General features: G+C 66.7%; 26 protein-coding genes. 14 read left to right on the plus strand and 12 right to left on the minus strand.

Annotated features, from left to right (window positions below; genetic code table 11):
- Positions 1–46: 46 nt before the first annotated feature.
- Entirely contained in the window at positions 47–2,152 is a 2,106-nt protein-coding gene (locus J3476_RS09980) for an EAL domain-containing protein (protein ID WP_207066333.1), read from the minus strand.
- 258 nt (positions 2,153–2,410) lie between these two features.
- Here J3476_RS09980 and J3476_RS09985 point away from each other — a divergent pair, with 258 nt between their 5' ends.
- The 6 genes from J3476_RS09985 to J3476_RS27920 all read left to right on the plus strand — a co-directional run bounded on the left by J3476_RS09985 (position 2,411) and on the right by J3476_RS27920 (position 6,348).
- On the plus strand, positions 2,411–2,827 hold the full coding sequence (locus J3476_RS09985; RefSeq protein WP_207066334.1) for a VOC family protein: 417 nt from the start codon (positions 2,411–2,413) through the stop codon (positions 2,825–2,827).
- Between the two features lie 109 nt (positions 2,828–2,936).
- Complete coding sequence (locus J3476_RS09990) at positions 2,937–3,215, plus strand: hypothetical protein (RefSeq protein WP_207066335.1); 279 nt, start codon at positions 2,937–2,939, stop codon at positions 3,213–3,215.
- Complete coding sequence (locus J3476_RS09995; protein WP_286182847.1) at positions 3,212–5,089, plus strand: RNase A-like domain-containing protein; 1,878 nt, start codon at positions 3,212–3,214, stop codon at positions 5,087–5,089. Before J3476_RS09990 ends, J3476_RS09995 begins: the two co-directional genes overlap by 4 nt.
- 16 nt (positions 5,090–5,105) lie before the next feature.
- Complete coding sequence (locus J3476_RS10000) at positions 5,106–5,426, plus strand: contact-dependent growth inhibition system immunity protein (protein WP_207066336.1); 321 nt, start codon at positions 5,106–5,108, stop codon at positions 5,424–5,426.
- Between the two features lie 159 nt (positions 5,427–5,585).
- Entirely contained in the window at positions 5,586–5,912 is a 327-nt protein-coding gene (locus J3476_RS10005; RefSeq protein ID WP_207066337.1) for a contact-dependent growth inhibition system immunity protein, read from the plus strand.
- A gap of 175 nt (positions 5,913–6,087) precedes the next feature.
- Complete coding sequence (locus tag J3476_RS27920) at positions 6,088–6,348, plus strand: contact-dependent growth inhibition system immunity protein (RefSeq protein WP_286182848.1); 261 nt, start codon at positions 6,088–6,090, stop codon at positions 6,346–6,348.
- A gap of 62 nt (positions 6,349–6,410) precedes the next feature.
- Here the strand turns inward: J3476_RS27920 and J3476_RS10015 are convergent, their stop codons facing one another.
- Positions 6,411–7,115 (minus strand): LysR family substrate-binding domain-containing protein, encoded by a 705-nt coding sequence (locus J3476_RS10015; protein WP_207066339.1) that lies wholly within the window; start codon positions 7,113–7,115, stop codon positions 6,411–6,413.
- A gap of 28 nt (positions 7,116–7,143) precedes the next feature.
- Between J3476_RS10015 and J3476_RS10020 the strand changes: the two genes are divergently transcribed.
- Together J3476_RS10020 and J3476_RS10025 are read left to right on the plus strand one after the other, a co-directional pair.
- Positions 7,144–7,524: a DUF5997 family protein gene (locus tag J3476_RS10020; RefSeq protein ID WP_207066340.1), complete on the plus strand. Its 381-nt coding sequence runs from the start codon at positions 7,144–7,146 to the stop codon at positions 7,522–7,524.
- A gap of 146 nt (positions 7,525–7,670) precedes the next feature.
- Positions 7,671–8,417 (plus strand): SDR family NAD(P)-dependent oxidoreductase, encoded by a 747-nt coding sequence (locus J3476_RS10025; protein WP_207066341.1) that lies wholly within the window; start codon positions 7,671–7,673, stop codon positions 8,415–8,417.
- Here the strand turns inward: J3476_RS10025 and J3476_RS10030 are convergent.
- The 5 genes from J3476_RS10030 to J3476_RS10050 all read right to left on the minus strand — a co-directional run bounded on the left by J3476_RS10030 (position 8,414) and on the right by J3476_RS10050 (position 13,018).
- Entirely contained in the window at positions 8,414–8,893 is a 480-nt protein-coding gene (locus tag J3476_RS10030) for a MarR family winged helix-turn-helix transcriptional regulator (RefSeq protein WP_286182849.1), read from the minus strand. The two genes, J3476_RS10025 and J3476_RS10030, sit on opposite strands and share 4 nt — an antisense overlap.
- A gap of 135 nt (positions 8,894–9,028) precedes the next feature.
- The gene (gene nrdE / locus J3476_RS10035) at positions 9,029–11,200 is read right to left on the minus strand and encodes a class 1b ribonucleoside-diphosphate reductase subunit alpha (protein WP_207066342.1); all 2,172 of its coding nucleotides are present in this window, start codon (positions 11,198–11,200) and stop codon (positions 9,029–9,031) included.
- Positions 11,167–11,619 (minus strand): class Ib ribonucleoside-diphosphate reductase assembly flavoprotein NrdI, encoded by a 453-nt coding sequence (gene nrdI, locus J3476_RS10040; RefSeq protein WP_207066343.1) that lies wholly within the window; start codon positions 11,617–11,619, stop codon positions 11,167–11,169. Before nrdI ends, nrdE begins: the two co-directional genes overlap by 34 nt.
- Positions 11,620–11,666: 47 nt before the next feature.
- Positions 11,667–11,921 (minus strand): redoxin NrdH, encoded by a 255-nt coding sequence (locus tag J3476_RS10045; protein WP_207066344.1) that lies wholly within the window; start codon positions 11,919–11,921, stop codon positions 11,667–11,669.
- Between the two features lie 545 nt (positions 11,922–12,466).
- Positions 12,467–13,018, minus strand: coding sequence for an NADPH-dependent FMN reductase (locus J3476_RS10050; protein ID WP_207066345.1), 552 nt, complete (start codon positions 13,016–13,018; stop codon positions 12,467–12,469).
- An 81-nt stretch (positions 13,019–13,099) separates the two neighbouring features.
- Here J3476_RS10050 and J3476_RS10055 point away from each other — a divergent pair, with 81 nt between their 5' ends.
- From J3476_RS10055 to J3476_RS10065, 3 genes are read left to right on the plus strand one after another with little or no spacing between them, the layout of a single operon-like run.
- Positions 13,100–13,708: a TetR/AcrR family transcriptional regulator gene (locus tag J3476_RS10055; RefSeq protein ID WP_286182850.1), complete on the plus strand. Its 609-nt coding sequence runs from the start codon at positions 13,100–13,102 to the stop codon at positions 13,706–13,708.
- Positions 13,705–14,775, plus strand: a complete 1,071-nt coding sequence (locus J3476_RS10060; protein WP_207066346.1) for a DNA polymerase IV — start codon at positions 13,705–13,707, stop codon at positions 14,773–14,775. The genes J3476_RS10055 and J3476_RS10060 overlap by 4 nt, the downstream gene beginning before the upstream one ends.
- Positions 14,776–14,814: 39 nt before the next feature.
- A complete protein-coding gene (locus tag J3476_RS10065; protein ID WP_207066347.1) occupies positions 14,815–15,984 on the plus strand; it encodes an AAA family ATPase in 1,170 nt (389 codons plus the stop codon).
- A 58-nt stretch (positions 15,985–16,042) separates the two neighbouring features.
- Here J3476_RS10065 and J3476_RS10070 read toward each other — a convergent pair whose 3' ends face one another.
- Entirely contained in the window at positions 16,043–16,939 is an 897-nt protein-coding gene (locus tag J3476_RS10070) for an SDR family oxidoreductase (protein WP_207066348.1), read from the minus strand.
- Between the two features lie 28 nt (positions 16,940–16,967).
- A complete protein-coding gene (locus tag J3476_RS10075; protein ID WP_207066349.1) occupies positions 16,968–17,594 on the minus strand; it encodes a TetR/AcrR family transcriptional regulator in 627 nt (208 codons plus the stop codon).
- A 115-nt stretch (positions 17,595–17,709) separates the two neighbouring features.
- On the opposite strand from J3476_RS10075, the gene J3476_RS10080 reads away from it, so the two are divergent.
- Positions 17,710–19,191 carry a cytochrome P450 gene (locus J3476_RS10080; RefSeq protein ID WP_207066350.1) on the plus strand — a complete coding sequence of 494 codons (1,482 nt, stop codon included), beginning with the start codon at positions 17,710–17,712 and terminating at the stop codon, positions 19,189–19,191.
- Between the two features lie 33 nt (positions 19,192–19,224).
- Here J3476_RS10080 and J3476_RS10085 read toward each other — a convergent pair whose 3' ends face one another.
- Positions 19,225–19,731 (minus strand): homocitrate synthase, encoded by a 507-nt coding sequence (locus tag J3476_RS10085; protein ID WP_373889046.1) that lies wholly within the window; start codon positions 19,729–19,731, stop codon positions 19,225–19,227.
- Between the two features lie 200 nt (positions 19,732–19,931).
- On the opposite strand from J3476_RS10085, the gene J3476_RS10090 reads away from it, so the two are divergent.
- Positions 19,932–20,696: a sulfite exporter TauE/SafE family protein gene (locus J3476_RS10090; protein ID WP_207066352.1), complete on the plus strand. Its 765-nt coding sequence runs from the start codon at positions 19,932–19,934 to the stop codon at positions 20,694–20,696.
- 15 nt (positions 20,697–20,711) lie between these two features.
- On the opposite strand, the gene J3476_RS10095 is transcribed toward J3476_RS10090, so the two are convergent.
- Together J3476_RS10095 and J3476_RS10100 are read right to left on the minus strand one after the other, a co-directional pair.
- Positions 20,712–21,764, minus strand: a complete 1,053-nt coding sequence (locus tag J3476_RS10095; protein WP_207066353.1) for a phosphotransferase family protein — start codon at positions 21,762–21,764, stop codon at positions 20,712–20,714.
- An 83-nt stretch (positions 21,765–21,847) separates the two neighbouring features.
- Positions 21,848–22,615 carry an SDR family NAD(P)-dependent oxidoreductase gene (locus tag J3476_RS10100; protein ID WP_207066354.1) on the minus strand — a complete coding sequence of 256 codons (768 nt, stop codon included), beginning with the start codon at positions 22,613–22,615 and terminating at the stop codon, positions 21,848–21,850.
- A 141-nt stretch (positions 22,616–22,756) separates the two neighbouring features.
- Here J3476_RS10100 and J3476_RS10105 point away from each other — a divergent pair, with 141 nt between their 5' ends.
- Positions 22,757–24,376: a molybdopterin-dependent oxidoreductase gene (locus J3476_RS10105; RefSeq protein WP_207066355.1), complete on the plus strand. Its 1,620-nt coding sequence runs from the start codon at positions 22,757–22,759 to the stop codon at positions 24,374–24,376.
- Positions 24,377–24,400 lie beyond the last annotated feature (24 nt).

Genomic DNA, 24,400 nt, shown 5'->3' on the forward strand with positions numbered 1-24,400 from the left:
CGCTCCGGCACTCACCGCAGCCTTGGCTCAGCCGGCTTCCCTGCGGTCACAGTCGGCTGCGCCGCTTCCGGTACATGGCTTCGTCGGCCAGCGCGAGGACGTCATCGATGGACCGGCCATCGCCCCGACGGTGCGCGCACACGCCGATGGTCAGCGTCACCGGCACGTCGGTGCCATCGGCCAATGTGACCGGTGTGCGCTCCATTCGGTCGGCGATCCGCCCCGCGAGCAGGGCAAGGTCGTCGTCGTCGACCGACTCGGTCACCACCAGGAATTCGTCGCCTCCCCAGCGGGCCACCAGATCGTCGGGACCGATGGCGGCCAGCAGTCGTTCGGCGACCTCGACCAGCATGTGGTCGCCGGCGTGGTGACCGCTGCGGTCGTTGACCGACTTGAATCGCTCGATGTCGCAGAACAAGACGCCGTAGCCGGCGTCGCGGGCGTCCAACTCTTCGAGGCGGCTCCAGGCGGCGGCGCGATTGGCGATCGTGGTGAGCGGATCAGTGTCGGCTCGGCGGACCAGATCGGCTTCCCTGACCCGCTCGGCGGTCACATCGAGGATCTGGGAGATGAAACAGTGCGGTCGGTCGGACGGCCCGCACACCAGCACGACGGTGAGTGCACCCCACACGACTCGTCCGTCGGCGGTGATGTAGCGCTTGGCGATGTGATAGGAGCGCCGCTTGCCGGCGAGGCACTCGTGCATCAGTGACAGATCCGCATCGAGGTCGTCGGGATGGGTGATGTCCCGAAAGTTCAAGCGGGCCATCTCCCGGCCGGTGTACCCGAGCATTGCGTGCATCGCGCGGTTGGTCCGCAGGAACGCGCCGTCGAGGTCGACGACCGCCATACCGATGGGCGAGTGAGCGAGGGCCAGCTCGAATCTGCGTTCCCCCAACAGATCCAACGCCGCCGGAGCTGCTTCGGTGGTCATCGCGGACACAGCGGCGGACGCGAAACCGTGAACATGAGATTTGGGGCGACCGAGGTAATACCCCTGCGCACATCTGATGCCGGCGGCACCCACCGCATCGAGTTCCGCCTGGGTCTCCACGCCTTCGGCAATGTCGGTCGCGCCGGTCTGCGCCGCGAATTCGCAGATGGCTTGGGCCAGTCTGCGTCGCGCGGCGTCACTGTCGATATTGCGGATGATCGACTTGTCGATCTTGACGAAGTCCGGGTTCAACTCGAGCACGTGGGAGAACGACGAGAAGCCGGCGCCGACGTCGTCGACAGCGACCCGTACGCCTCTGGCGCGGCACACATCCAACGCGTCGTCGAGAGCACCGTAGTTCTCGACGGCGGCATGTTCGGTGATCTCCAGGACGATTCGCGTGGGGTCGACGCAGTCGAGAAGATCCGTCCAAGGCGCGTGTTGCACTGCCGCCGGAGAGATGTTGACCGCGATGAACACGTCGTCGGGAAGCTGCGGAAGCAACGACAGCACCCGCGTCAGAATCGCCGTCTCCAACTCCGTCCCCAGCCCGAGCGAGGCCGCTTGGGCCAGGAATGCGTCGGGCCGGAATGGTTCGCAGGGAAAGCGGGCCAGCGCTTCCAGCCCCACCACCGTGGCGGTGTGAACGTCGTGGACTGGCTGGAAGACGACCTCGAAATCTCGCTGGGCGACCACGCGTCGGACGGCCGCGTGGCGATCGGCAGCGCCGTTCGTCGGCGCCGAAGGCGGTTCGATCAGCAGGCCGATGAGCTCCGCGACGCGCTCGACGATGCGCAGGTCGAGCTCGACCAGATGCGGGCTGGCCTGCCGGCTCACCGCGCACACCATGCCCAGGGCGGAGCCGTCCGGCCCCACTACCGGCACACCCACGTAGGCGCCCAGATCCAGCTCACCCGTGATCGGCAGGATCGCGGTCGTCTCGTTGACTGAGGTGTCGGGGATGACGGAGGGCAGCCGCCCGTCGATGACGCGCACACAGTACGAGCCGGCCAGCGAAGCGCCGGCACCGCACGACAGGCCCATGGCTTCGGGATTTCCGTCGAGCACCTCGAACACCTGCACGTCGTCGCGGAACGACGACAGCCATGCCGTCTCCAGGCCCAAGCGGCGCCTGAGCACACTCAACATCGTCCGGATCAGGTCGACCGGCGTCTCCGATTCCGCGGCAGGGAGCCCCCCGGCTCCGTCGACCAGCATGGCAAACATGCTAGCCGCGATACGCAGCCACAGCAGCGAAAATGACGGCACTGACACTTCCCCGTGCCCGCAGCGACAAGACCAGTTCTCATCCTGGCGGATGGGTTTACCGGCAATGGGCCCGCCAGCGAAGCATTCTCGTCGGCAAATCCGGATGCCACCGGTTCGGTACCGTTGGCAGGCGGGGCGGGACGGTGCAGTACGGGTGGCCGTCCGGACGCGCCCGACCTGGCGCCGCGCGCGAGTACGGTCGCGGCCATGGAACAACGCATCAGCTTGATCACCCTGGGCGTCGACGACCTCCCGCGGGCCCGCCGCTTCTACGAGGAAGGGCTCGGATGGGAGGCCAAGGACGCTCCCGAGGGCGTGGTGTTCTATCAGCTGCCGGGTGTGGCATTGGCGCTGTTCGGTCGCCAGGATCTCGCCGAGGATGCGCGTCATCCCGTCGACGGCCGGTTCAGCGGCGTCACCATCGCGATCAACGAGCGCACCGAAGCCGACGTCGACATGGTGCTCACCCAGGCCGCGGCCGCCGGCGCGACGATCCTCAAGCCGGCCGAAAAGGTGTTCTGGGGCGGCTATTCGGGGTATTTCGCCGATCTCGATGGGCACGTCTGGGAAGTCGCGATGAACCCGTTCTGGACCATCAATGACGACGGCACGCTGACGCTCTGAATGCGATTAGACCTGGGCACCAGTCGAACGTGCTCGCCCGGCGACTTTGCCGGGCGGGATGGCCAGCCCGGTGCGGTAGCGTGCATCGGAGTGGGGTCGAGGGGGCAGTATGGCAAGAGACTTGACCGTCGACACTGACGGTTTGCAGGTGGCGGCCGCGGGCAGCGCGCAGGCCGCGATCGAGGTGCTCAACGGCCGCACAGTCGGCGCCACAGCAGGCACGCGGCCCAGCGATGCCGGGGTCGCGGCCGTCGATGCCGCAGCTGCGGCGCTACGCGTCCAGCAGGGACGCCGCATCGCCGGCCAGGCCGACTCCCTATCTGCGGCGAGCGCCGACTACGACGACACCGACGGGAGCAGCGCCGACGACATCTCGGTGACCATGTGAGCCCGGCCGCTGCCGCGTCGGCGGCGCCGACCCGTTCGCAGGTGCAGAGCTGGGACACCACTGCCCTCGACGACGCCACCCAGCGTTGGCGGGGGGCGGCGGCTGCGGCGGAGACGGTGTTCGAGCAGCACCGGCAGAACATCGCAGCTCCGGGCGGCACCGAGTGGGAGGGCGACGCCAAGGACGCTGCGCTCGACCGGGTTGCCGCGGATCTCGGGGTGGTGCGCCGCCAGGGGGACGTGCAGCGCCACGCAGCCGATGTCGCTGCACGGGGCAGCGAAGACATTGCAGCGGCCCGCCGCGCGGTGCTCGACGCCATCGCCGAGGCCGAAGCCGATGACTTCCGAGTGGGCGAGGACCTCTCGGTCACCGATACCCGCGAATTCGACCCGATGACTGCTGCCGCCAGGGCGACTGCCGCGGCCGAGCATGCCGAGTACATTCGCTGGCGCGCAGAACAACTCGTCGCCACCGATGCCCTTGTCGGTCAACAGCTGCAGGCCGAGGCGCTCGAACTGCAGGGCATCCAGTTCGACGGTGAAGGCCGTGACGAGTCGATCCAGTTGGTCGACCACAAGACCGACGCCGGCGGCGCGGACTCTGGCCAGAGGCCCAAAACGTGGCAGGACATGCTTGGCCCACCGGGAACGTCGACCGGCGAAGCCGCCAACAGCGGCACCAACGAGGCAGCCGAGGGTGTGGGTGGTGCGTCATCGTCCCCGTTGGACGACATGCTGGTCCCCGGGAAGACGACTGATCCCGAGCAACCCGCGAACCTCGACGACGCACTGGACGAAGTTGCCGGCCAGCCGGTTCCGGAAACTCCGAGCGCAGTCGATCAGGTCATCAGCCAGCACACCGGACGCGGCCACAGCGAGACGCGCTACACCCGGTCTCCATTAGAGGCTCCGATCGTCGGGGCTGATCCCGCGGTTGTCGATGAGCAGCTGGCGCGCGTCGAAGCCGCACGAAGTGATCTCGACGCTGCCCAAGCCGCGCTCGATGACGCTGCCGGACAGTCCTACACGCAGGGTGCCGCCGCAGGACCAGGACGGGGGGAAACCGTCCCGCTCAGCCAGGCTGTGTTCGACGCCCGCCGCGAACTCACCGATCAGATCCGCATTCTTGAAGCTCTCAACCAGGCGGCGAACGAAGCCGGCGCACCAATGGCCGCCGTGCCCACCCTTCCCCCCAACGCTGACGTGCAAGCCTTCCCGCAGGAGCCATCAGCGTTCGCCGAAGGCAGCCGGGCACTCAGCGAAGGCACCTTCGGTCTCGTCCCCGATGTCGCCCACGACATTGACGTCTTCACCAATTGGGGCGAACACTCCGGCGCGGATCAAGCCGGCGCGGTGCTCGACGTCGCCGGCATGGCGCCGATCCCTGGCGGCAAATTCTTCGCCGAGGGTTTCGAACACGGGGTTGACGCACTCGCGGGCGCAGCCCGCCACGCCGACGACATACCCACACCCGACGTCGATGTGCCGCACCACAGCGGCGGAGACATCGCAGACATCACGCCGTTCGGCATCGAGGACGCCCGGGCGCTGCTGGAGGCGAGCGAAGCATCCGGTGGACACCTCATCGAACGACATGTCGGCCAAACTTTCGACGACCTCTCCACTCGCCTAGCCAATAATCCGAGACTTTCCGAAGTCTCGACATTTGCATCGGTCGATGAAGCAGCGACAGCAGCTATCACAGCGCTTCAACACAATCAGGCGGCTGTGGACACCTGGATAACCGAGGGCGCCAGAAAAACACTCACCATTTCTGCGCCATTCGAAGGCGGGCAGGTCCTAGCGCGCGGAGGCGTAGAATCGATAACTGGAAGTTCAGTTAAGGCGACGGAATGGGAAATTGGAATATACTGACCGGATATGTGCAGCCATGAACACCCCGCCCTCGTACGCAATGGAACAATTTTTTGGCGGCTATTTTCACCCAGACTGGGACCTCGATGCCGCAGACTGGCCGCAGATCGTCGATAGCTTTGTCGTCGACGAGAAGCCTGAACATCTGCGCAGTCTGGCACATGACATTGATGAATTTCGCCGCGATCGGGCAGAATCCCAACTTCACGAAGCCATGTTGAAGATGGGCGGCTACTACGACCCTCGACCGGAAATGACCTACCGGGAATGGTTGGGGATGGTTGCCGAACGATTGCGAGGGCAGCCTGGTAGGGCGTCTGATATCGCTCGCGCCTAACAGTTGCCGAATTGATAATGGGCGACGAACTTACCATCAATGGATTGCACCGTTTCTTCGCTGCACACTCGATTGAGGCAGTTGCAGGCACTAGCCGTGGGATTGTTTTGAGAGGCGATGGAACCGGTGGATGGTACGTGCTGACAGGATTCCCGAAGCATGAATGATGGTTCGATATCGACAGACCTGTATCAGTTCCTGGGCACCAACTTCCACCAGGATTGGGACTTGGAAGCCGATAGCTGGGAAGGAATGGTCGACAACTGTGTCAACGAACACCCTGCCGCGGAGCCCCTGCGGATGTTGACCCAGGAAATCGATGACCTCCTTGACGCCCGTGCTGAGCCAGACCTGAAGAAACTCCTCGTGCGCGTCGTCCGGGTCGACAATCGCCCCGCGCCGCCGACGTACAACGAGTGGCTGAGACAGATCGCAAACCGATTCCGCCAGCATGCGAACGGAATTAGCGACCTTGGAGCGCCTTGACTTCGAGGCGCCGACCTTTGATTGGGTATCTAGCGCCTGCGACTTAGAGTGGCTCCAAAGGCGTTGGAACAGGCGAAGAGCTGCAGTTGACAGGATTTCGCCCGCCCATGAACGGCGGTTCAATCTCGAAGGACTTTCACCGATTTTCGCTGCATACTTTCACCAAGATTGGGACTTGGAAGCCGATGACGGGGAAGGGATCGCCGACAGTTATGCCGCCGACCACGCTTCGGTAGAACTTCTGCGACGTTTTGCCCAAGAAATCGACGAATTGCGGCACGCTCGACCCGAAGTGGATCTAGCACAATTCCTTGGGTATGCGGTCGGCGCCTACTACGAACCTAGCTCGCTGACCTACAAGCAGTGGTTGGGCCAGATCGCGGAACGGTTGCGCCAGCGAGCCAATGCGGCCGACACCGGCTCATCCTCGCGGTGAGCCCGCACCATCCGACCCTATTCTTCAACGAGGCATCGTCGCCATCCCCGAGCGGTATCGACTCAGCGCCGGCCACGGCCTGGCCGCCGGGCGACCTTGCCCGCCGCGGCGCGTGCCGCCTGCTTGGCGAGGGTCTTCTCCCGCGCGGTGCGCTTCGGTGCGGACTCGGTTTGTCCCCGTGACGAACTGGCTTTGCGGCCACGCACGATCCCGATGAACTCTTCGACCAGCTCGGACTGCTCCCCCTTCGGGAATGCCAGCGCCACGGGACAGGTGGGCGCATCGGCGATCGCGCGGTAGGTGAGGTCCTTGCGGTGGTACAGCCGCGCCAGGGACTGCGGAACCATCAGCACGCCGAGGCCCGCGGCGACGAGTTCGATTGCAGCCAGCGTGGTTTCAGGCCGGTGTTCGAGCAAGACTCCGGGCGCATCCCTCCAGCCGACGACGTCGTCCTCCGGCAACAGTGTCGGTTCGTCAGCGAGGTCGGCAGCGGTGATCTCGTCAGCGGCGCTGAGGACGTGATCGGTGGGCACCACGGCCACCGTGGTCTCCTCGTAGAGCGGGATGACCGCCAGCCCGGAGGTATCGGCAGGCGGCCGCAGGATGGCGATGTCGACGGCGCCGTCCCGCACGTCGGCCGCCGCGTCCGCGGCCGCGACGGCCCGCAACTCCAGCGGCACCTCGGGGTGACGCTGCGCCCAGGTCCGGGCCCACTTCGCCGGCGTTGCTCCCGGGACGTATCCCACGGTGAGCGAGGTCCGGGTCACCAGGTCAGGCTACCGATAGGCTCGAGCCATGAGCAGGCCGAACGCGCAGTCCATGAAGCCCGCCACCGCGGCGAAGAAGCTCGATGTGTACCTGCCCGCCACCCCGGAAGAATTCCAGCAGAATCCCATCACCCGCGACGAGCTCGCTGCTCTGCGGGCCGATCCCCCACAGTGGCTGAAAGACTTGCGCAAGGACGGCCCGCACCCGAAGAACCTCGTCGCGGCCAAGCTGGGCGTGTCGATCGCCGGCCTCGCGCGGGGCGGGGTCACCGAGGCACTGACCACCGAGCAGATCGATGCGCTGCTCGAGCAGAAGCCCGACTGGCTGATCTCCGAGCGTGAGAGCTACCAGAACGTCCTGCGCGAGGAGAGACGCTTGAAAGCACAGCGTGCAGACAAGACGCGGTGAAGTCTGATTCAGCGTCGCCCTCTTGGAATCCCCAAGTGACCGACGACGGGCGGGGGCTGGATTCACACCACCGCGAAATAAGGTGACATGTCACCTTGTTGTGCCGGCGGAACGCGACGGACGTTCCCCGACAACAGGAGCATGAGATGTCCCCACTTGCAGGTAAAACAGCACTGGTCACCGGCGGGACGTCGGGCATCGGCTACGCGACCGCCCGCGCGTTCGCCGATGCAGGCGCGAAGGTGTTCATCACGGGCCGCACCAAAGAACGGGTTCAGGATGCCGCCACGTCCCTCGGAAGCGGCGTGGTCGGTGTGGCCAGTGACGTCACCGCATTGGCGGATCTGGACCGATTGATCGATGTCATTCGCGAAGGCGGTACCGGACTCGACATCGTCTTTGCCAACGCCGGCGGCGGTGAGTACGTGACCCTCGAAGCGGAGACCCCCGAACACCTCGCCGACACGTTCAACCGCAACGTCGGCGGCACGGTGTTCACGGTGCAGAAGACACTGCCCTTGCTCACCCCCGGCGCCTCGATCGTGCTGGCCGGCTCCACTGCGGCCACCCGTGGCACCCCGGCGTTCGGCGCCTATGCCGCGTCCAAAGCCGCGATCCGGTCATTCGGTCGCACATGGGCGACGGAGTTGGCCGACCGCGGAATCCGCGTCAACACCGTCATTCCCGGTCCGATCATGACACCGGGGCTGCACGGCTTGGAGGCCGACGAAGAGCAGCGCCAAGCCATGTTGGATGGCCTGGCGTCGAACCCGATGAAACGCATCGGCGATCCCGAGGAACTGGCCGCGGCGGTCGTGTTTCTCGCCTCGGACGCAAGCAGTTTCATGACAGGGTCCGAAATCGTCGTCGACGGTGGCATCAACCAGGTCTAGACGTCCGGACGCGGCAGGGTGCCCTCGCGCAACAATCCCTCGTGCACGGTGGCGAGAATGGCGGCGAGGGCTTCCTCGCGTTCGGGATCCAGGTCGGCGAAGAAGGCCCGACGCACCCACTCGGCGTGCGTCGGAGCGGCGCGCACGAGCAAGTCCCAGCCCTGCTCAGACAGGACGATGAACGTGCCCCGACCATCGGTTTCCGACGCCAGACGGTCGACGAGGCCACGTCGCGCCATCCGCACGAGGTGGTGCGACAGTCGGCTGCGCTCCCACCCGATCACCGTTGCGAGCGATGTCACCTGTAGGCGGCGATCCGGTGCGCGCGACAGCGCGTTGAGCACCGTGTAGTCGTAGAGCGAGAGTCCGCATTCGGCCCGCAGGTGATGGTTCATCTCGTACTCGAGCCGATGGTAGACGCGCATGTAGTTCAACCACGCGCGCTGCTGGACCGGCGTCAGCGGGTAATCGGTCACCGCAGCCGAGTCGCCCGTTTCACGCGCACCCCTTCGTTCGGCGGCGACCGGCCGCCGAACGTGCACCCACGGTAGCGAGGAACGTCTCGGCGCTACCGTGGCAACACGTTCGCGATGGCGGCCGCACCATCCCGGTCACAGCATGCAGGACACGCAACCCTCGACTTCGGTTCCCTCCAAAGCCATCTGGCGCAGCCGGATGTAGTACAGCGTCTTGATACCCTTGCGCCACGCGTAGATCTGCGCCTTGTTCACATCGCGGGTGGTGGCGGTGTCCTTGAAGAACAGCGTCAGGCTCAGCCCCTGGTCGACGTGCTGGGTGGCCGCGGCGTAGGTGTCGATGACCTTCTCGTAGCCGATCTCGTAGGCGTCCTGGAAGTACTCCAAGTTCTCGTTGGTCATGTACGGCGCCGGATAGTAGACGCGGCCGATCTTGCCTTCCTTGCGGATCTCGACCTTGCTGGCGATCGGGTGGATCGAGCTGGTCGAGTGGTTGATGTAGGAGATCGACCCGGTCGGCGGAACCGCCTGCAGATTCTGGTTGTAGATGCCGTGGGCCTGCACCGATTCCTTGAGCCGCTCCCAGTCCTGCTGGGTCGGGATGCGGATGCCGGCATCGGCGAACAGCGCGCGCACCTTGTCGGTCTTGGGCTCCCACACCTGGGCGGTGTACTTGTCGAAGAACTCGCCGCTGGCGTACTTCGAGCGTTCGAAGCCCTTGAAGTGGGTGCCCCGCTCGATCGCGATGCGGTTCGACGCCCGCAGCGCATGGTAGAGCACGGTGTAGAAGTACATGTTGGTGAAGTCCACACCTTCTTCGGAGCCGTAGAAGATGTGCTCGCGCGCCAGATAGCCGTGCAGGTTCATCTGTCCGAGGCCGATGGCGTGAGAGTCGTTGTTGCCCTGCTCGATCGACGGCACCGACGTGATGTGGGTCTGGTCGCTGACCGCCGTGAGCGCCCGGATGGCCACCTCGATGGTCTGCGCGAAGTCCGGTGAGTCCATCGCCTTGGCGATGTTCAGCGACCCAAGGTTGCACGAGATGTCCTTGCCCACCTTGGCGTAGGACAGGTCGTCGTTGAACTCCGAGGGCGTCGAGACCTGCAGGATCTCCGAGCACAGGTTGGAGTGGGTGATCTTGCCGTCGATCGGGTTGGCCCGGTTCACCGTGTCCTCGTACATGATGTACGGGTAGCCCGACTCGAACTGCAGCTCGGCCACGGTCTGGAAGAACTCGCGGGCCTTGATCTTCGTCTTGCGGATGCGGCTGTCGTCGACCATCTCGTAGTACTTCTCCGACACCGAGATATCGGCGAACGGGATGCCGTAGACCCGTTCCACGTCATAGGGCGAGAACAGGTACATGTCCTCGTTCTTCTTGGCCAGCTCGAACGTGATGTCCGGAATCACGACGCCGAGACTCAGCGTCTTGATCCGGATCTTCTCGTCGGCGTTCTCCCGCTTGGTGTCCAGGAATCGGTAGATGTCGGGATGGTGGGCGTGCAGGTACACCGCACCGGCACCCTGGCGCGCACCGAGCTGGTTGGCGTAGGAGAACGAGTCCTCGAGCAGCTTCATGATCGGGATGACACCCGAGCTCTGGTTTTCGATGTTCTTGATCGGTGCGCCGTGCTCTCGAATATTGGTCAGCAACAACGCGACTCCGCCGCCGCGCTTGGACAGCTGCAGCGCCGAGTTGATGGAGCGCCCGATGGACTCCATGTTGTCCTCGATGCGCAGCAGGAAGCAGCTCACCGGCTCACCACGCTGCTTCTTGCCGGCATTGAGGAACGTCGGGGTGGCCGGCTGGAAGCGGCCGTCGATGATCTCGTCGACCAGCCTCTCGGCCAGCGTGGTGTCACCCGCCGCCAGCGACAGGGCCACCATGACGACGCGGTCCTCGAAGCGCTCCAGGTAGCGCTTCCCGTCGAAGGTCTTCAGCGTGTAGGACGTGTAGTACTTGAACGCGCCCAGAAAGGTCGGGAACCGGAACTTCTTGGCGTACGCGCGATCCAGCAGCGTCTTGACGAAGTTGCGGGAGTACTGGTCGAGCACCTCGCGCTCGTAGTAGTTCTTCTGGACCAGGTAGTCGAGCTTTTCGTCCTGATTGTGGAAGAACACCGTGTTCTGGTTGACGTGCTGCAGGAAGAACTCGCGGGCGGCGAGCACATCCTTGTCGAACTGAATCCTGCCCTCGGCGTCGTACAGGTTCAGCATCGCGTTGAGCGCGTGGTAATCCGTTTCGCCCGGAAGCGCGTGCGCGCCGTCGGTGGTTACAGGCTCTGCAGCTGTGACGGTTGGTGGCACGTCTGTTCCTTCCAGAAATCTTCCAGTCCGGCACGAACGGCATCCACGTCGTCCGGGGTTCCCATGAGTTCGAAGCGATAGAGGTATGGCACCGCACACTTGCGGGAGATGACGTTGCCCGCATAGGCGAACTCGGCGCCGAAATTGTTGTTTCCCCCGGCGATGACGCCGCGCAGCAACGACCGGTTGTGTTCGTTGTTGAGGAACGCGATGACCTGCTTGGGCACATAGCCACCGCTGTTGATGTCGGGGGTGGCCTTCCCACCGCCGTAGGTGGGCACCACCAGCACGTAGGGCTCGTCGACCTCGATGCGCCCGTGCAACGGGATCCTGGTGACCTGCTCGGCGGGCAATCCCAGCTTCGCGACGAAGCGGTGGGTGTTCTCGGACACGCTGGAGAAGTAGACGAGATGACTCACGGTGACTCCTCGAGGTCGGTTCCGGGCCCGCCGGCAGGTGGGAGGGATCAGGCAGACGCTGAGACGACGCCGGCCAGTGCCTTGATCCGATCGGGACGGAAGCCCGACCAGTGCTCGCCGCCTGCGACCACGACGGGCGCCTGCAGGTGGCCCAGCGCCATCACGTAGTCGCGGGCCTCGTCGTCGAGGCTGATGTCGACGACGTCATAGGCGATGCCCTGCTTGTCGAGCGCCTTGTAGGTCGCGTTGCACTGCACGCAGGCGGGCTTGGTGTACACGGTGACGGATGCGGGCTGAGTCATCTGCGCTACGGCTCCTGTCGAGAATGAGGCGAGTCAACGGCTGGTGCTGGCAACTGGTCGGATGGTGCGTCCCACTGAGGTTCAGCGGCCCGCCGGCCCGTGAAATTCCTGGCCGTCCGGGCCACGTCCCGCCGGGCCGGTAGGCCGACTCCGCCGGATCTGGTGACTCCGGCCGACCACCAGATCTTGGGGGTCCGTCGGTGTTCGAAACACTACACCTAGTGTCCGACATTGCGAAGGGATACAAGATGTTCTGAATGACATTTCTGAAATTCCCAGGTCGTAAGCCTGCGACCAGCGCGGCGTCCGGCGTGTCGCGCATCACATCGGCGTGTCGGGAAGCCACAAGAGATGTCTAGCACCAGCCACCGACACGACGCGCACCCTCGGTACCGCCACCCAAACCCGCCAGCAAACAGTTCGCCGGCTCCGCAAACTCAGCGTGGGACGGCATTTCCCGCGCTCAGCCACCTGCGCGTCCACCCCGATGGCGTTCCAGCAGAGCCGCTGCGCCGGAGCGGCAACCTCGGCCGGACCGACGAGCGTCAGTCGGTCTCGGCCAGCAGTTTGCCGACGATGTCACGAAAACGGGCAGTGACCTCGGCGTTCTCCCGCGGATGCCGGTCCCCCAGCTCGGCGGTCGGCAACGACAACTTCAGGTCCTCGACCACCCGCGCTCCGGCGAGGCCGAAAGACTTGCGGGTCTCGTCGTGCGCCCAGACGCCGCCGTAGCGGCCGTGCGCCGCGCCGACGACGGCCAGCGGCTTGCCCTTGATCGCCCCGTCGCCGAACGGCCGGGACAACCAGTCGATCGCGTTCTTCAACACCCCCGGCACGCTGCCGTTGTATTCGGGCGTGACGGCCAGAACGGCGGCGGCGCGGCTGGCGGCGGCACGCAGCGCCTGCGCCGGTTCGGGCACGGTCGGCCCGTCGATGTCCTCGTTGTAGAACGGAACCTCGCCGAGCCGGTCGAACACCTCGACCCGCACGCCGGCCGGCGCCGATTCCGCGGCCAGTTCCGCCAGCTGGCGGTTGACCGAGGCGGCCCGGAGGCTTCCCACCAGCACCAGTACCGTCGCGTTCGCATTCTCCGTCACGTCCACCCTCCGCTCGCTCGTCGTCGCCCCCCACTAACCGGACTCGAGTCCGAATTATTCCGGCTGGGATAGAGTTGTGAGGTGCCTGTGTCTGACCGGTTGCCGACGCTGACGGTGAGCGAAGCCGGCCCGCCCGAGCGGGGCGACGCCGCACGCAACCGGGCCCTGCTGCTGCAGGCCGCGCGCCGGCTGGTCGACCAGCGCGGCGCCGACGCGGTCACCACCGACGACATCGCCGCGGCGGCCGGCGTCGGCAAGGGCACGCTGTTCCGGCGGTTCGGCAGCCGCGCCGGCCTGATGGTGGTGCTGCTCGACGAGGACGAGAAGGCTCAGCAGCAGGCCATCCTGTTCGGCCCTCCGCCCCTGGGTCCAGGCGCCCCTCCCCTGCAGCGCCTGCTCGCCTACGGTCGCGAGCGCCTGAAGTTCGTCGACACCCACCACGCTCTGCTCTCCGACGTCAACCGTGACCCGCAGATGCGGTTCAACGCTCCGATGACGTTGCACCACAGCCATATCCGGCTGCTGCTCGAGAGCGCGGGCACATCGGGAGACCTCGACACCCAGGCCACCGCTCTCCTCGACCTGCTCGACGCCGATTACGTGCGGCACGAGCTCACCGACCGCGGCCGCAGCCTGGCCGATCTCGGTGATGCCTGGGAGACGGTGGCGCGCAAGCTCTGCGGGACATGACCCCGGCGGCCGGACCGTGGATCCTGCACGTCGACATCGACGCTTTCCTGGCCTCGGTCGAGTTGCAGCGCCATCCCGAACTCGCCGGCCTACCGGTCATCGTCGGCGGCAACGGCGACCCGTCCGAGCCGCGCAAGGTGGTCACATGTGCCTCCTACGAGGCACGTACCTTCGGCGTCCATGCCGGCATGCCGCTGCGGAGGGCCGCCCGCCTCTGTCCTGACGCGACCTTCTTGCCATCCGACCCCGCGGCCTATGACGCCGCCTCCGAGCAGGTGATGGGTCTGCTGCGCGACCTGGGCCATCCTGTCGAGGTGTGGGGGTGGGACGAGGCCTACCTCGGCGGTGACCTCGTCGAGCTGCGCGAGGCCGTCGACCTCGCCGGCCGCATCCAGGAACTCGTCACCGCCCAGACCGGTCTGACCTGTTCGGTGGGTATCAGCGACAACAAGCAGCGCGCGAAGGTCGCCACCGGATTCGGCAAGCCGGCGGGCATCCACGCCCTGACCGACGAGAACTGGCCGGCCACCATGGGCGACCGGCCTGTCGACGCGCTGTGGGGCGTCGGACCGAAGACCGCGAAGAAACTCGCCACCATGGGGATCACCACCGTGGCCGAGTTGGCCGGCACCGACGCGGCGATCCTGACGTCGGCATTCGGCCCGACGACGGGGTTGTGGATCCTGCTGCTGGCCAAGGGCGGCGGCGACGACACCGTCAGCGCGCAGCCGTGGGTGCCGCGTTCACGCAGCCATGTCGTCACCTTCGCCGCCGATCTCACCGACCGCGCCGACATGGGTGACGCGGTCACCGACCTGGCCCACCGCACCCTGGCCGAGGTCGTCGAACAGCACCGCCTCGTCACCCGCGTCGCGGTCACCGTCCGCACCGCCACGTTCTTCACCCGCACCAAGATCCGCAAGCTCGACCTGCCCACCACCGACCCCGGCCCGGTCGTCACCACGGCTCTGGAGCTGCTCGATCTGTTCGACCTGGACAGGCCGGTGCGTCTGCTCGGCGTGCGACTGGAGTTGGCGATGCCCGCCCCCACACCGGCCCCACAGTGATCGTCGGTGATGTCGGCGGGGACCGCTAGCGTCGCAACCATGCTGCAGACGGTCGCGATCCGGGGCTACCGGTCGTTGCGAGAGGTGGTGGTGCCACTGCGCCGACTCACCGTCGTCACCGGCGCCAACGGCACTGGCAAGTCGTCGCTGTACCGGGCGCTGCGCCTGCTGGCCGATTGCGGGCGCGGCGAAGTGATCGGGCCCTTCGCCCGAGAGGGCGGCGTCGCTTCGGCATTGTGGGCCGGCCCCGAGCACCTCGGCGGTGCGCGTCGGACCGGCACCGCCGAGGGCGGCCCGCGTACCCGCCCGGTCTCCATCGAACTCGGTTACGCCTCCGACGATTTCGGCTATCTGGTGGATCTGGGCCTCCCGCAGGCCAAGGAGACCGCGTTCGGGCGCGACCCCGAGGTCAAACGCGAGGTGATCTTCTCCGGGCCCGCCGCCCGGCGCGCGACGACGCTGGTGCGCAGGACGCGCGGATACGTCCAGGTAGCAGCCGATACCGGGCACGGGTTCGACGAGCTCGTCCGCGACCTGGCTGCGCATCGAAGCGTCCTCGCCGACTGGGCGGGGGCGACGCCGGAGCTGGTCACGGTGCGGGAGCGACTGCGCGACTGGCGGTTCTACGACGGCTTCCGGGCCGACACCCACGCGCCGTCGCGACGGCCCCAGGTCGGCACCCGGACCCCGGTACTCGCCGATGACGGCGCCGACCTGGCGGCCGCCGTGCAGACGATCCTCGAGACCGGTACCGATGATCTCGCCCGCGCCGTCGCCGACGCATTCGATGGTGCGACGGTGTCGGTGGCGGTCAACGATGGCCTGTTCGACCTGCAGCTTCACCAGCGGGGCATGCTGCGCCCGTTGCGCAGCGCCGAGATCTCGGATGGCACATTACGTTTCCTGTTGTGGGCGGCCGCGCTGTTGAGCCCGCAGCCACCCTCGCTGATGGTGCTCAACGAGCCCGAGACCTCTCTGCATCCCGAGTTGGTCCGGCCTTTGGCGGGACTGATCGCGTCGGCCGCCACCCGCACCCAGCTGATCGTCGTGACGCACTCGCCGACGCTGCGCGAGTGCCTGGGCGCCGCGCCGCTCGGCTCCGACGACAGCGACGCATGGGAGCTCGAACTGTACAAGGACTGGGGCGAGACCCGGATCGCCGAGCAGGGTCTGCTCACGACGCCGCCGTGGGACTGGGGTACGCGCTGAACCTCTGCGCTTTGCGCCCTAAGCCGTCGGCGCTGTTGCGCTGTTGCGCTGTTGGCTGTCAGCGTTGTTGCGGCTTTGCCTTCTTCGGCTTCAGCACCCGGGTGAACACGAGGTTCACCTGCTTCATCGCGATGCTGTAGGGCCACCACATCGTTCGCTTGAACAGGTACAGCGCGCGGATGTCCGGCGAGGTGTAGACGAGGTAGCGGTTCTTGGCGACGCCGCGCAAGATCCGCTCGGCGGCGTGTTCCGGGGACACCGCGTGACCGGAGAACCGTCCGGTCCACTTGCGCACCTGCGGGTCCTCGCGGTCCACTCCCGCGATGTGCACGGTGTCCACCAGCGGGGTCTGCACCGCCCCGGGCACCACGACCGACACCCCGATGCGATGACGGGCGAGATCGAACCGCAACACTTCCGAAAGACCGCGCAGGCCGTACTTGCTCGCCGAGTAGGCGGCATGCCAGGGCAGGGCGACCAACCCGGCAGCCGACGAGACGTTCACCAGGTGCCCGCCGCGGCGCGCCTCGATCATGGGCGGTACGAAGTTCTCGATGACGTGGATCGGGCCCATGAGGTTGATGTCGATCATCGACTTCCAGTCCCGATGGGTCAGCTTGTCCACCGTGCCCCACGCCGACACACCGGCGATGTTCATCACCACGTCCATCGCGGGCCCACTGGCGTGGATGTCCGCCGCGAACGCGGCGACCTCGTCGACGTCGGAGATGTCGAGGGCGCGGTGAGCTGCCACCACCGCGCCCAGCGCGCGGGCGTCGGCGACCGTCGCAGCCAATCCCTCGGCGTTGCGGTCGGTCAGGTAGAGCTCCGCGCCGTCGGCGGCCAGCCTCAGCGCGGTCGCACGCCCGATCCCGCTCGCCGCGCCGGTCAAAAAGCAGCGCTTCCCTGCAAAGCCGGTGCGGAATCCAGCGTTCGAGCCGCTCTGCTGCGCCATGACAGCCGACCCTACCGGCGACCCACCGTCAGCTCGGCAGGTCGTCGCGGCCCCACAGGCCGTACTGCCACAGGCGCTGCACGATTTCCACAGCGTGGGCGGGATCCTGATCGCGACCGACGAAAGCACTGTCGTGCGACAGAGTCATCGACGTCACCGCGGTCAGGGTCCGCACCAACGCCCGGATGTCCGGTGACACCGGCCGCGCGCCGGTGTCCTGACTGACCAGGCCGACGATCTTGTCGACCACGGTGTCCTGGAAGTCGTCCATGATCTCGCGGATCTGCGCATCGGTGCTGCGAGCCAGACTGCACGCAGCCATGATCGGGTCATTCGACGCGAACACTGCCGCGGCGTAACCCACCATGCGTTCGGCGAACTTCGACGGGGATTCGTCCGGCTCTCGCGGGGCGAAGTCGTGGGTGAGCTTGTCGAGTTCTTCCATCGCGTCGGCGACGATCACCGCGAGCACGGCGTACTTGGACTCGAAGTAGAAGTAGAAGCCCGAGCGCGCGACGCCGGCCCGCTCGCTGATGGTGCTGACGGACAACTCCGCGAACGAGCGCTCCTCGAGCAGCTCACGGACGGCGGTGATGATCGCCTCACGCTGCCGGTCGCCGCGGCTCTGGCGGGTGTCGTTGGGTTCGGCAGTCATGGGCTAGACCTTCGCACCACGACTCGCCCTCGGCCAAACTTGACATGCGTCAAGTCGTGCTACCAGGATGAGCGCAGGTGACATCGACCACAGTATGCCCGCTCAGGAGCGTGTGATGACGACGATCAGCAGCACTGATTACTGGATTGACCAGGCCAAACGACGGCTGAAGCCGACCCCGGTGACCATCCCGGGGATGGGCGCGGTGGAGAAGCGCCTGCTGGCGCACGATTTCAAGGAGATCACGCTGGCCGAGCCGCCGGCCGGCAGCGGTCTCAAGGCCGTCAAGGGCGACCAGGGCCTGCCGATCCTCGCCCACATGATCGAGATGTTCCGCGGCGGACCGGACTTCATCCTGCACCAGTACCGCAAGTGGGGCCCCATCTACTACTCGGGCTCGCAGGTGCTGCCCGCGGTGGGTGCGCTGGGACCCGACGCCACGCAGGCCGTCTTCTCCAACCGCAACAAGGACTTCTCACAACGCGCCTGGGATCCCGTGATCGGGCCGTTCTTCGAGGGCGGGCTCATGCTGCGCGACTTCGACGACCACATGTACCACCGCCGAATCATGCAGGAGGCATTCACCCGCAGCCGCCTCACCGGATACGTCGAGCACATCGACTCGGTGGCCTCCGCCGTGATCGCCCACGACTGGATCGCCGACGATCCTCGCTTCCTGTTCTATCCCAGCGTCAAGGAGCTGACCCTCGACATCGCCTCGGTGGTGTTCATGGGGCATCAGGCCGGTACCGACAAGGAACTGGTGACCACGGTCAACGAGGCATTCACCACCACCACGCGCGCGGGCAACGCCATCGTGCGTAAACCGGTGCCGCCGCTGAGTTGGTGGCGCGGCATCAAGGCACGCCAGACGCTGGAGGATTACTTCAACGCGCGTATCGGCGAGAAGCGGCGCTCCGAGAGCACCGACATGTTCAGCGTGCTGTGCCACGCGCAGGACGAGGACGGCCAGAGCTTCACCGACGACGACGTCGTCAGCCACATGATCTTCCTGATGATGGCTGCTCACGACACCTCGACGTCGACGCTGACCACGATGGCCTATCACCTCGCGGCCAACCCGCTGTGGCAGGAGAGGCTGCGCGAGGAGTCCGAGCGCATCGGCGACGGCCCACTGGACATCGAGGCGCTCGACAAGCTCGAGGCCTACGACCTGGTGATCAACGAGGCGTTGCGGATGCAGACCCCGCTGCCCTTCAACTTCCGCCAGGCCGTGCGCGACACCGACCTGCTGGGGTATTACATCCCCGAGGGCACCGCGATCATGACGTGGCCGGCGCTGAACCACCGCCTTCCCGAGTTGTGGACCGACCCGGAGAAGTTCGATCCCGAACGCTTCGCCGAACCGCGCAACGAGCACAAGAAGCACCGTTACGCGTTCGCCCCGTTCGGCGGCGGCGCGCACAAGTGCATCGGCATGGTGTTCGGGCAGTTGGAGATCAAGACGGTCATGCACCGGCTGCTGCGCAAGTACCGCCTCGAGCTCACCCACCCGGGATATACGCCGCGCTACGACTACGGCGGCATGGCCGTCCCGGTCGACGGCATGCCCATCGTGCTGCGCCCGCTGCGCTGAGCGCTTCGGGGCGGGGGCGCTGCGGCGCGGATCTCAGGCCGACGCCAGCAACCGGTTCGCGCAGGCGATCACTGCTCGCAGGGCGGACTGGGTGGGGTCGGCTGACCAGCCCATCGCCCACTCGCTGCGGGTGCCGTCGCACCCCCGGATGAACGTCGCGGTGTGCTCACCGGCCGGGAGCTGGTGAAACGCGGTCATCTCGACGGCGATCCCCCGCTCGTAGAGCATCGCGGTCAACGCCGCGACGGGGCCCGTCGCCGCGGCCTGGGAGGTGTCGATGGAGTCCCCCAGCGCCAACGTCGCCTGATAGGTGCGGGCCTGCGGCCCGATGCGGCGGGCAGGGCGCTGCTCGTCGTCGCAGGACCACTGGCCCAATCGCACCGGTCCGGCCGTTGGTGCGTATTCGTCGACGAACTCGTCGAACGTCTTGGTGGCGGCATGCTCCCTAAGCGCACGCGGCATCGGATGGTCGATATGGGTCGCAAAAGGCATCACAGCGCGTGGTGCCGCACTGGCTGGGGAAGCGATCAGAGAATTCATGGTGCCGGCCTTCGGATGAGGAAGTGACCGACGAAGTAGCGACGACCCACAGCGAGGGGTCGGTCAGGATCAGACCCCGCTGCGGGTTGCTACTACGAGTCGACTCGGCACGGCAGCGATGCTACACCTCCGGGTGCCGGTGAGCGCAAACACATATCGCCGATGGGCTGGTGGCGGGATCGGGTTGTCACAATGTGCCGGTGTCCTGGTCGCAAGCGGTGCTGCTGTTCGCGGCCGGAATCCTGGGTGGATTGACCGGAAGCATCGCCGGTCTCGCATCGGTGGCCACCTACCCTGCGCTGCTCGCCATCGGACTGCCGCCGGTCACCGCCAACGTCACCAACACCGTGGCGCTGGTGTTCAACGGGGTCGGTTCGGTGGTGGGTTCGCGACCCGAACTGGCGGGTCAGGGCGCGTCTCTACGTCGCGTGCTGCCGGTGGCCGCGCTGGGCGGTGTAGTCGGTGCGGCACTGCTGCTGTCCACCCCGGCTGAGGGCTTCGAACGGCTCGTGCCGCTGTTGTTGGGGTTCGCCGCCGTGGCGATCCTGATCCCGGTACGGCCCACGCGCTATTCGCGGGTGTCCAGCCACAACCGGCACACCGTGAAAGTCGCCGCCCAGGCGGTGGCGATCTTCGCCATCTGTATCTACGGCGGATACTTCGGCGCTGCCGCCGGGGTGCTGCTGCTGGCCTTGTTACTCCGGGTCGGCGACGAGCGGCTGGCCCACGCCAACGCGGCCAAGAACGTCATCCTCGGCGTCGCCAACAGCGTGGCCGCATTGATCTTCGCGGTGATCGCGCCGGTGCAGTGGGGCGCGGTCGCGGCGCTGGGCCTCGGCTGCCTGCTCGGTGCGCGCCTCGGTCCGGTCATCGTGCGTCACGCACCGGTGCGGCCGATGCGGTTCGCCATCGGGCTGGCAGGACTCGCGCTGGCGGTCAAGCTGGGGTGGGACGCCTACCGGTGACGGCCCGAACGCGGGTCACAGAAACGGATTGTCGTCCCGGGTCACCCGAGTTCCCAGCTCGATCAGGTTGACCGCCGAGGCGTGCAGACGTTCGCCGGCTTCGGAGCTGGCCTGGCCGGCGAGGTAGCGCGACCACGTGCCCTCGATGACGATGGCCAGCTTGAAACACGCCATCGCCAGGTACCAGGTCAGCCGACCGGTGGGACGCCCGCCCGCATCCTGGTAGGCCTCGAGCAACTCCGCGCGGGTCGCCAGACCACCGAGCGCGCCCAGTTCGGCGCCGGCGTCGATCGGGTTCGGACCTTGCGGCCAGCAGATCAGGATCCAGCCGAGGTCCAGCAGCGGGTCCCCGACCGTGCACATCTCCCAGTCGATGAACGCCGCGAGCTCGGGGACCTCACGACGCAGCAGCACGTTGTTCAGATGGGCGTCGCCGTGCATGATGCCGGGCTCGGCGTCCGGGGGCCGGTTGGCCTCCAGCCACTCGGCCAGCGGGTGCACCGACGGGAACGACTCGGGTTCGTAGCGCTCGTGGCGGTAGCTGTCCAACAACCGCATGAATTGCGGAACCTGGCGCGCCAGAAAGGATCCCGGGCGTTTGAGCTCGGCGAGGGGACGGTCCTGCCACGCTACCCGGCCCAGCCGGGCCAGACTGGCCGCGTAGGACAAACCGACGCGATGTCGCATGCCGGCGTCCTGCACGTACGCGTCGTCGACGTCGGTGCCGGGGTTGAACCCGTCGACGGCCTCCATCAGGTAGAACACCACTCCGAGCACGTCGAGGTCCTCGCAGCCGGCGATCAGCTCCGGATGCGGCACATCGGAGCCGGCGAGTGTGCTCAGAACCGCGATCTCGCGGCGCATGGTGTTGTCGCTGGTCGGCCGGGGATGCTCGGGTGGGCGGCGCAGGACCATCGGCTGGCCGTCGACCCGCAGGCGCACGACGATGTTCTGCGAGCCACCGGTCAGCGGCTCGACATCGGTCACCGAATTGCCGATCCCGGTCCGTTGTACCCAGCGCTGCAATGCTTCCTGGTCGGTCTCGGTGAGCATCACGTCAATGGGCATCCCGTCATCCTGCCAGCGACTCCGACGTGGATGGCCCTGAACAGAGAACGTCCTCAGCGGCGACACCCACGCCGAATCACCGTTTACTTGGGGGCGAAGCGCTGTCCCGCGTCCAGCCGCAGACACTGTCCGTTGAGCATCGGGTTCTCCACGATCGCCAGTGCGAGCTTGGCGTACTCCTCGGGCTTGCCGAGGCGTTTGGGGAACGCCGCATCCTTCGTCAGCATCGACACGTACTCATCCGGGATGCCCTCGGTCAGACCGGTGGCGAACAGGCTCGGCGCGATCGCCAGCGCGCGGATACCCAGGCTTCCCATGTCACGCGCCATGGTCAGGCACATCCCGGCGATCGCCGCCTTCGAGGCGGTGTAGGCGACCTGCCCGATCTGGCCCTCGAACGCCGCGATGGACGCGGTGTTGATGATGACGCCGCGCTCCTCGGCTGCCTCATCGACGGGATCGTTCGTCGACATGTGCCATGCGGCCAGCCGGCTGATGTTGAAGGTGCCGATGAGGTTGAGGTCGATGCTCTTGCGGAACGAGTCGAGACTGTGCGGGCCGTCCTTCTTCAGGGTGCGTTCGGCGATCCCGCCGCCGGCGGTGGTGACCGCGATGTGCAGGCCTCCGAGAGCGTCGACGGCTGCGTTGAGCACGGTTTCGGTGCCCTCGAAGTCGGTGACGTCGACCTCGTGGAAAGTGCCACCGATCTCGGCGGCGACGTCCTTGCCGTTCGACTGGGGACGGTCCAGCACGGCGACGGCCGCGCCACGCTTGGCCAGCGCCTCCGCGGTCGCTCGACCGAACCCGGACGCGCCCCCGACGACGACGGCTTTCTTGCCCTCGATCTCCATCTAGCTCCCTTTCCGTGACTCTGCTGACGCTCTTCCAGGACTTCTCTGGACTTTCCAAACTGTGGTGGAACTGTAAAGCAACCTAGCGGATGACATAGTTCGGTAACCCTTTTGGGTACCTCCCGGCGGTAACTTGGCGGCATGAGCGCAGACGGCCCGCGCGCGGCGGGCGGCATCGCCGCAGCCGCAGTCGCCGTCGGTGTCGCGCAACTGCTCGCTGCCGCGTTCGGCCCGCAGGCCGATGTGCGTACCGCGGTCGGCTCTGCCGTCATCGAGCTGACCCCAGGCCCGGTCAAGGAGTGGGCGATCCAGCTGTTCGGCACCGCGAACAAGCTGGTTCTGTCGGTGGCCATCTTGGTGGTGATCGCGCTGCTCGCCGCGGTCGCCGGTCTCGCCGAACGCAAGCGCCGCCCGATCGGCAGCGCGATGATCGCGATCGCCGGTGTGGTCGGGTGCGCCGCGGTGCTCAGCCGTGCGCAGGGCTCCGCGGTGGACGTCATCCCGACCATCGTCGGCGCAGTCTGCGGCATCGGGACTCTGCGGCTGCTGATCTCGGACCGGTTTGCCACCACCGGCGGAGCCGGTGAGAGTGGTGAAGCCGGCGGAGCCGGTGAGAGTGGTGAAACCAGCCCAGCCGGCAGAGCCGGTGAAAGTGCTGAAGACAGCGAGGCCGGGCCTCCCGACCGTGCGAAACGCCGGTCGCTGCTCACGCTGGGCCTGATCGGCGCCGGGGTCGCCAGCGGCGTCGCCGGGGCCGTCATCACCCGGCTGACCTCGTCGGTGGCCGGTGATCGACAGCAGTTCGCGCTGCCCGAGGTAGACGTGCCCGCTGCCCCGATTCCGCCGACGGTGCAACCGAAGAACGTCGACCTACCGTCGTTCGTCACCGCCAACCCCGACTTCTACCGCATCGACACCGCGCTGACGGTGCCCCAGCTCAGCCGGGAGCAGTGGGAACTCAGAATTCACGGCATGGTCGATCGTGAGGTGACCTTCCGCTGGGGCGACCTGGACCGTTTCGAAGCCGTCGAGCAGGCCGTCACACTGACCTGCGTCTCCAATCCGGTGGGCGGCGAACTGATCTCGAATGCGGTGTGGACCGGTTACCGGGTGCGCGATCTGCTCGCCGAAGCCGGCGTCCGCGACGACGCCGACATGGTGCTGTCCCGGTCGATCGACGGCTGGACCGCCGGCACTCCGGTCGACGCCCTCACCGGCGAGAAGGCGATGCTCGCCGTCGCGATGAACGGCGAACCGCTTCCCGTCGAGCACGGTTACCCGGCCCGCCTCGTCGTGCCGGGCCTCTACGGCTACGTGTCGGCCACCAAGTGGGTGATCGACATGGAGGTCACCCGTTTCGACAGCGCCGAGGCGTACTGGACGCGGCTGGGCTGGTCGGCCCGCGGCCCGATCAAGACCGAATCCCGCATCGACGTCCCACGCAGCGGCCAGGACGTACCCGCGGGCCAGGTGACGTTCGGCGGTGTCGCGTGGGCGCAGGACCGCGGGGTGCGTGCCGTCGAGGTCCGCGTCGACGGCCCGGACGGCGAGGGCCGCTGGCAGCAGGCCACGCTCGGTGCCGCGTACTCCGACGAGACGTGGCGGCTGTGGAGCCTCGACTGGGAGGCCCGGCAACCGGGACCGCACACGATCACCGTGCGCGCCACCGACAACACCGGTTACACGCAGACCTCCGAGCGGGCCGATCCGGTTCCCGACGGCGCGACGGGCTGGCATTCCGTCGATTTCGCCGTGACGTGACGCTGTCGGTGCGTCATGTCAGGC

It is taken from the genome of Mycobacterium sp. PO1 (genome assembly GCF_017312405.1).
Classification (GTDB): domain Bacteria; phylum Actinomycetota; class Actinomycetes; order Mycobacteriales; family Mycobacteriaceae; genus Mycobacterium.

Coding starts and splice junctions, on each gene's coding strand:
- J3476_RS09980 (WP_207066333.1), bottom strand. CDS start 2,152: ATGCTGGTCGACGGAGCCGGGGGGCTCCCTGCCGCGGAATCGGAGACG.
- J3476_RS09985 (WP_207066334.1), top strand. CDS start 2,411: ATGGAACAACGCATCAGCTTGATCACCCTGGGCGTCGACGACCTCCCG.
- J3476_RS09990 (WP_207066335.1), top strand. CDS start 2,937: ATGGCAAGAGACTTGACCGTCGACACTGACGGTTTGCAGGTGGCGGCC.
- J3476_RS10000 (WP_207066336.1), top strand. CDS start 5,106: ATGAACACCCCGCCCTCGTACGCAATGGAACAATTTTTTGGCGGCTAT.
- J3476_RS10005 (WP_207066337.1), top strand. CDS start 5,586: ATGAATGATGGTTCGATATCGACAGACCTGTATCAGTTCCTGGGCACC.
- J3476_RS10020 (WP_207066340.1), top strand. CDS start 7,144: ATGAGCAGGCCGAACGCGCAGTCCATGAAGCCCGCCACCGCGGCGAAG.
- J3476_RS10025 (WP_207066341.1), top strand. CDS start 7,671: ATGTCCCCACTTGCAGGTAAAACAGCACTGGTCACCGGCGGGACGTCG.
- J3476_RS10045 (WP_207066344.1), bottom strand. CDS start 11,921: ATGACTCAGCCCGCATCCGTCACCGTGTACACCAAGCCCGCCTGCGTG.
- J3476_RS10060 (WP_207066346.1), top strand. CDS start 13,705: ATGACCCCGGCGGCCGGACCGTGGATCCTGCACGTCGACATCGACGCT.
- J3476_RS10065 (WP_207066347.1), top strand. CDS start 14,815: ATGCTGCAGACGGTCGCGATCCGGGGCTACCGGTCGTTGCGAGAGGTG.
- J3476_RS10070 (WP_207066348.1), bottom strand. CDS start 16,939: ATGGCGCAGCAGAGCGGCTCGAACGCTGGATTCCGCACCGGCTTTGCA.
- J3476_RS10075 (WP_207066349.1), bottom strand. CDS start 17,594: ATGACTGCCGAACCCAACGACACCCGCCAGAGCCGCGGCGACCGGCAG.
- J3476_RS10080 (WP_207066350.1), top strand. CDS start 17,710: ATGACGACGATCAGCAGCACTGATTACTGGATTGACCAGGCCAAACGA.
- J3476_RS10085 (WP_373889046.1), bottom strand. CDS start 19,731: ATGAATTCTCTGATCGCTTCCCCAGCCAGTGCGGCACCACGCGCTGTG.
- J3476_RS10095 (WP_207066353.1), bottom strand. CDS start 21,764: ATGCCCATTGACGTGATGCTCACCGAGACCGACCAGGAAGCATTGCAG.
- J3476_RS10100 (WP_207066354.1), bottom strand. CDS start 22,615: ATGGAGATCGAGGGCAAGAAAGCCGTCGTCGTCGGGGGCGCGTCCGGG.
- J3476_RS10105 (WP_207066355.1), top strand. CDS start 22,757: ATGAGCGCAGACGGCCCGCGCGCGGCGGGCGGCATCGCCGCAGCCGCA.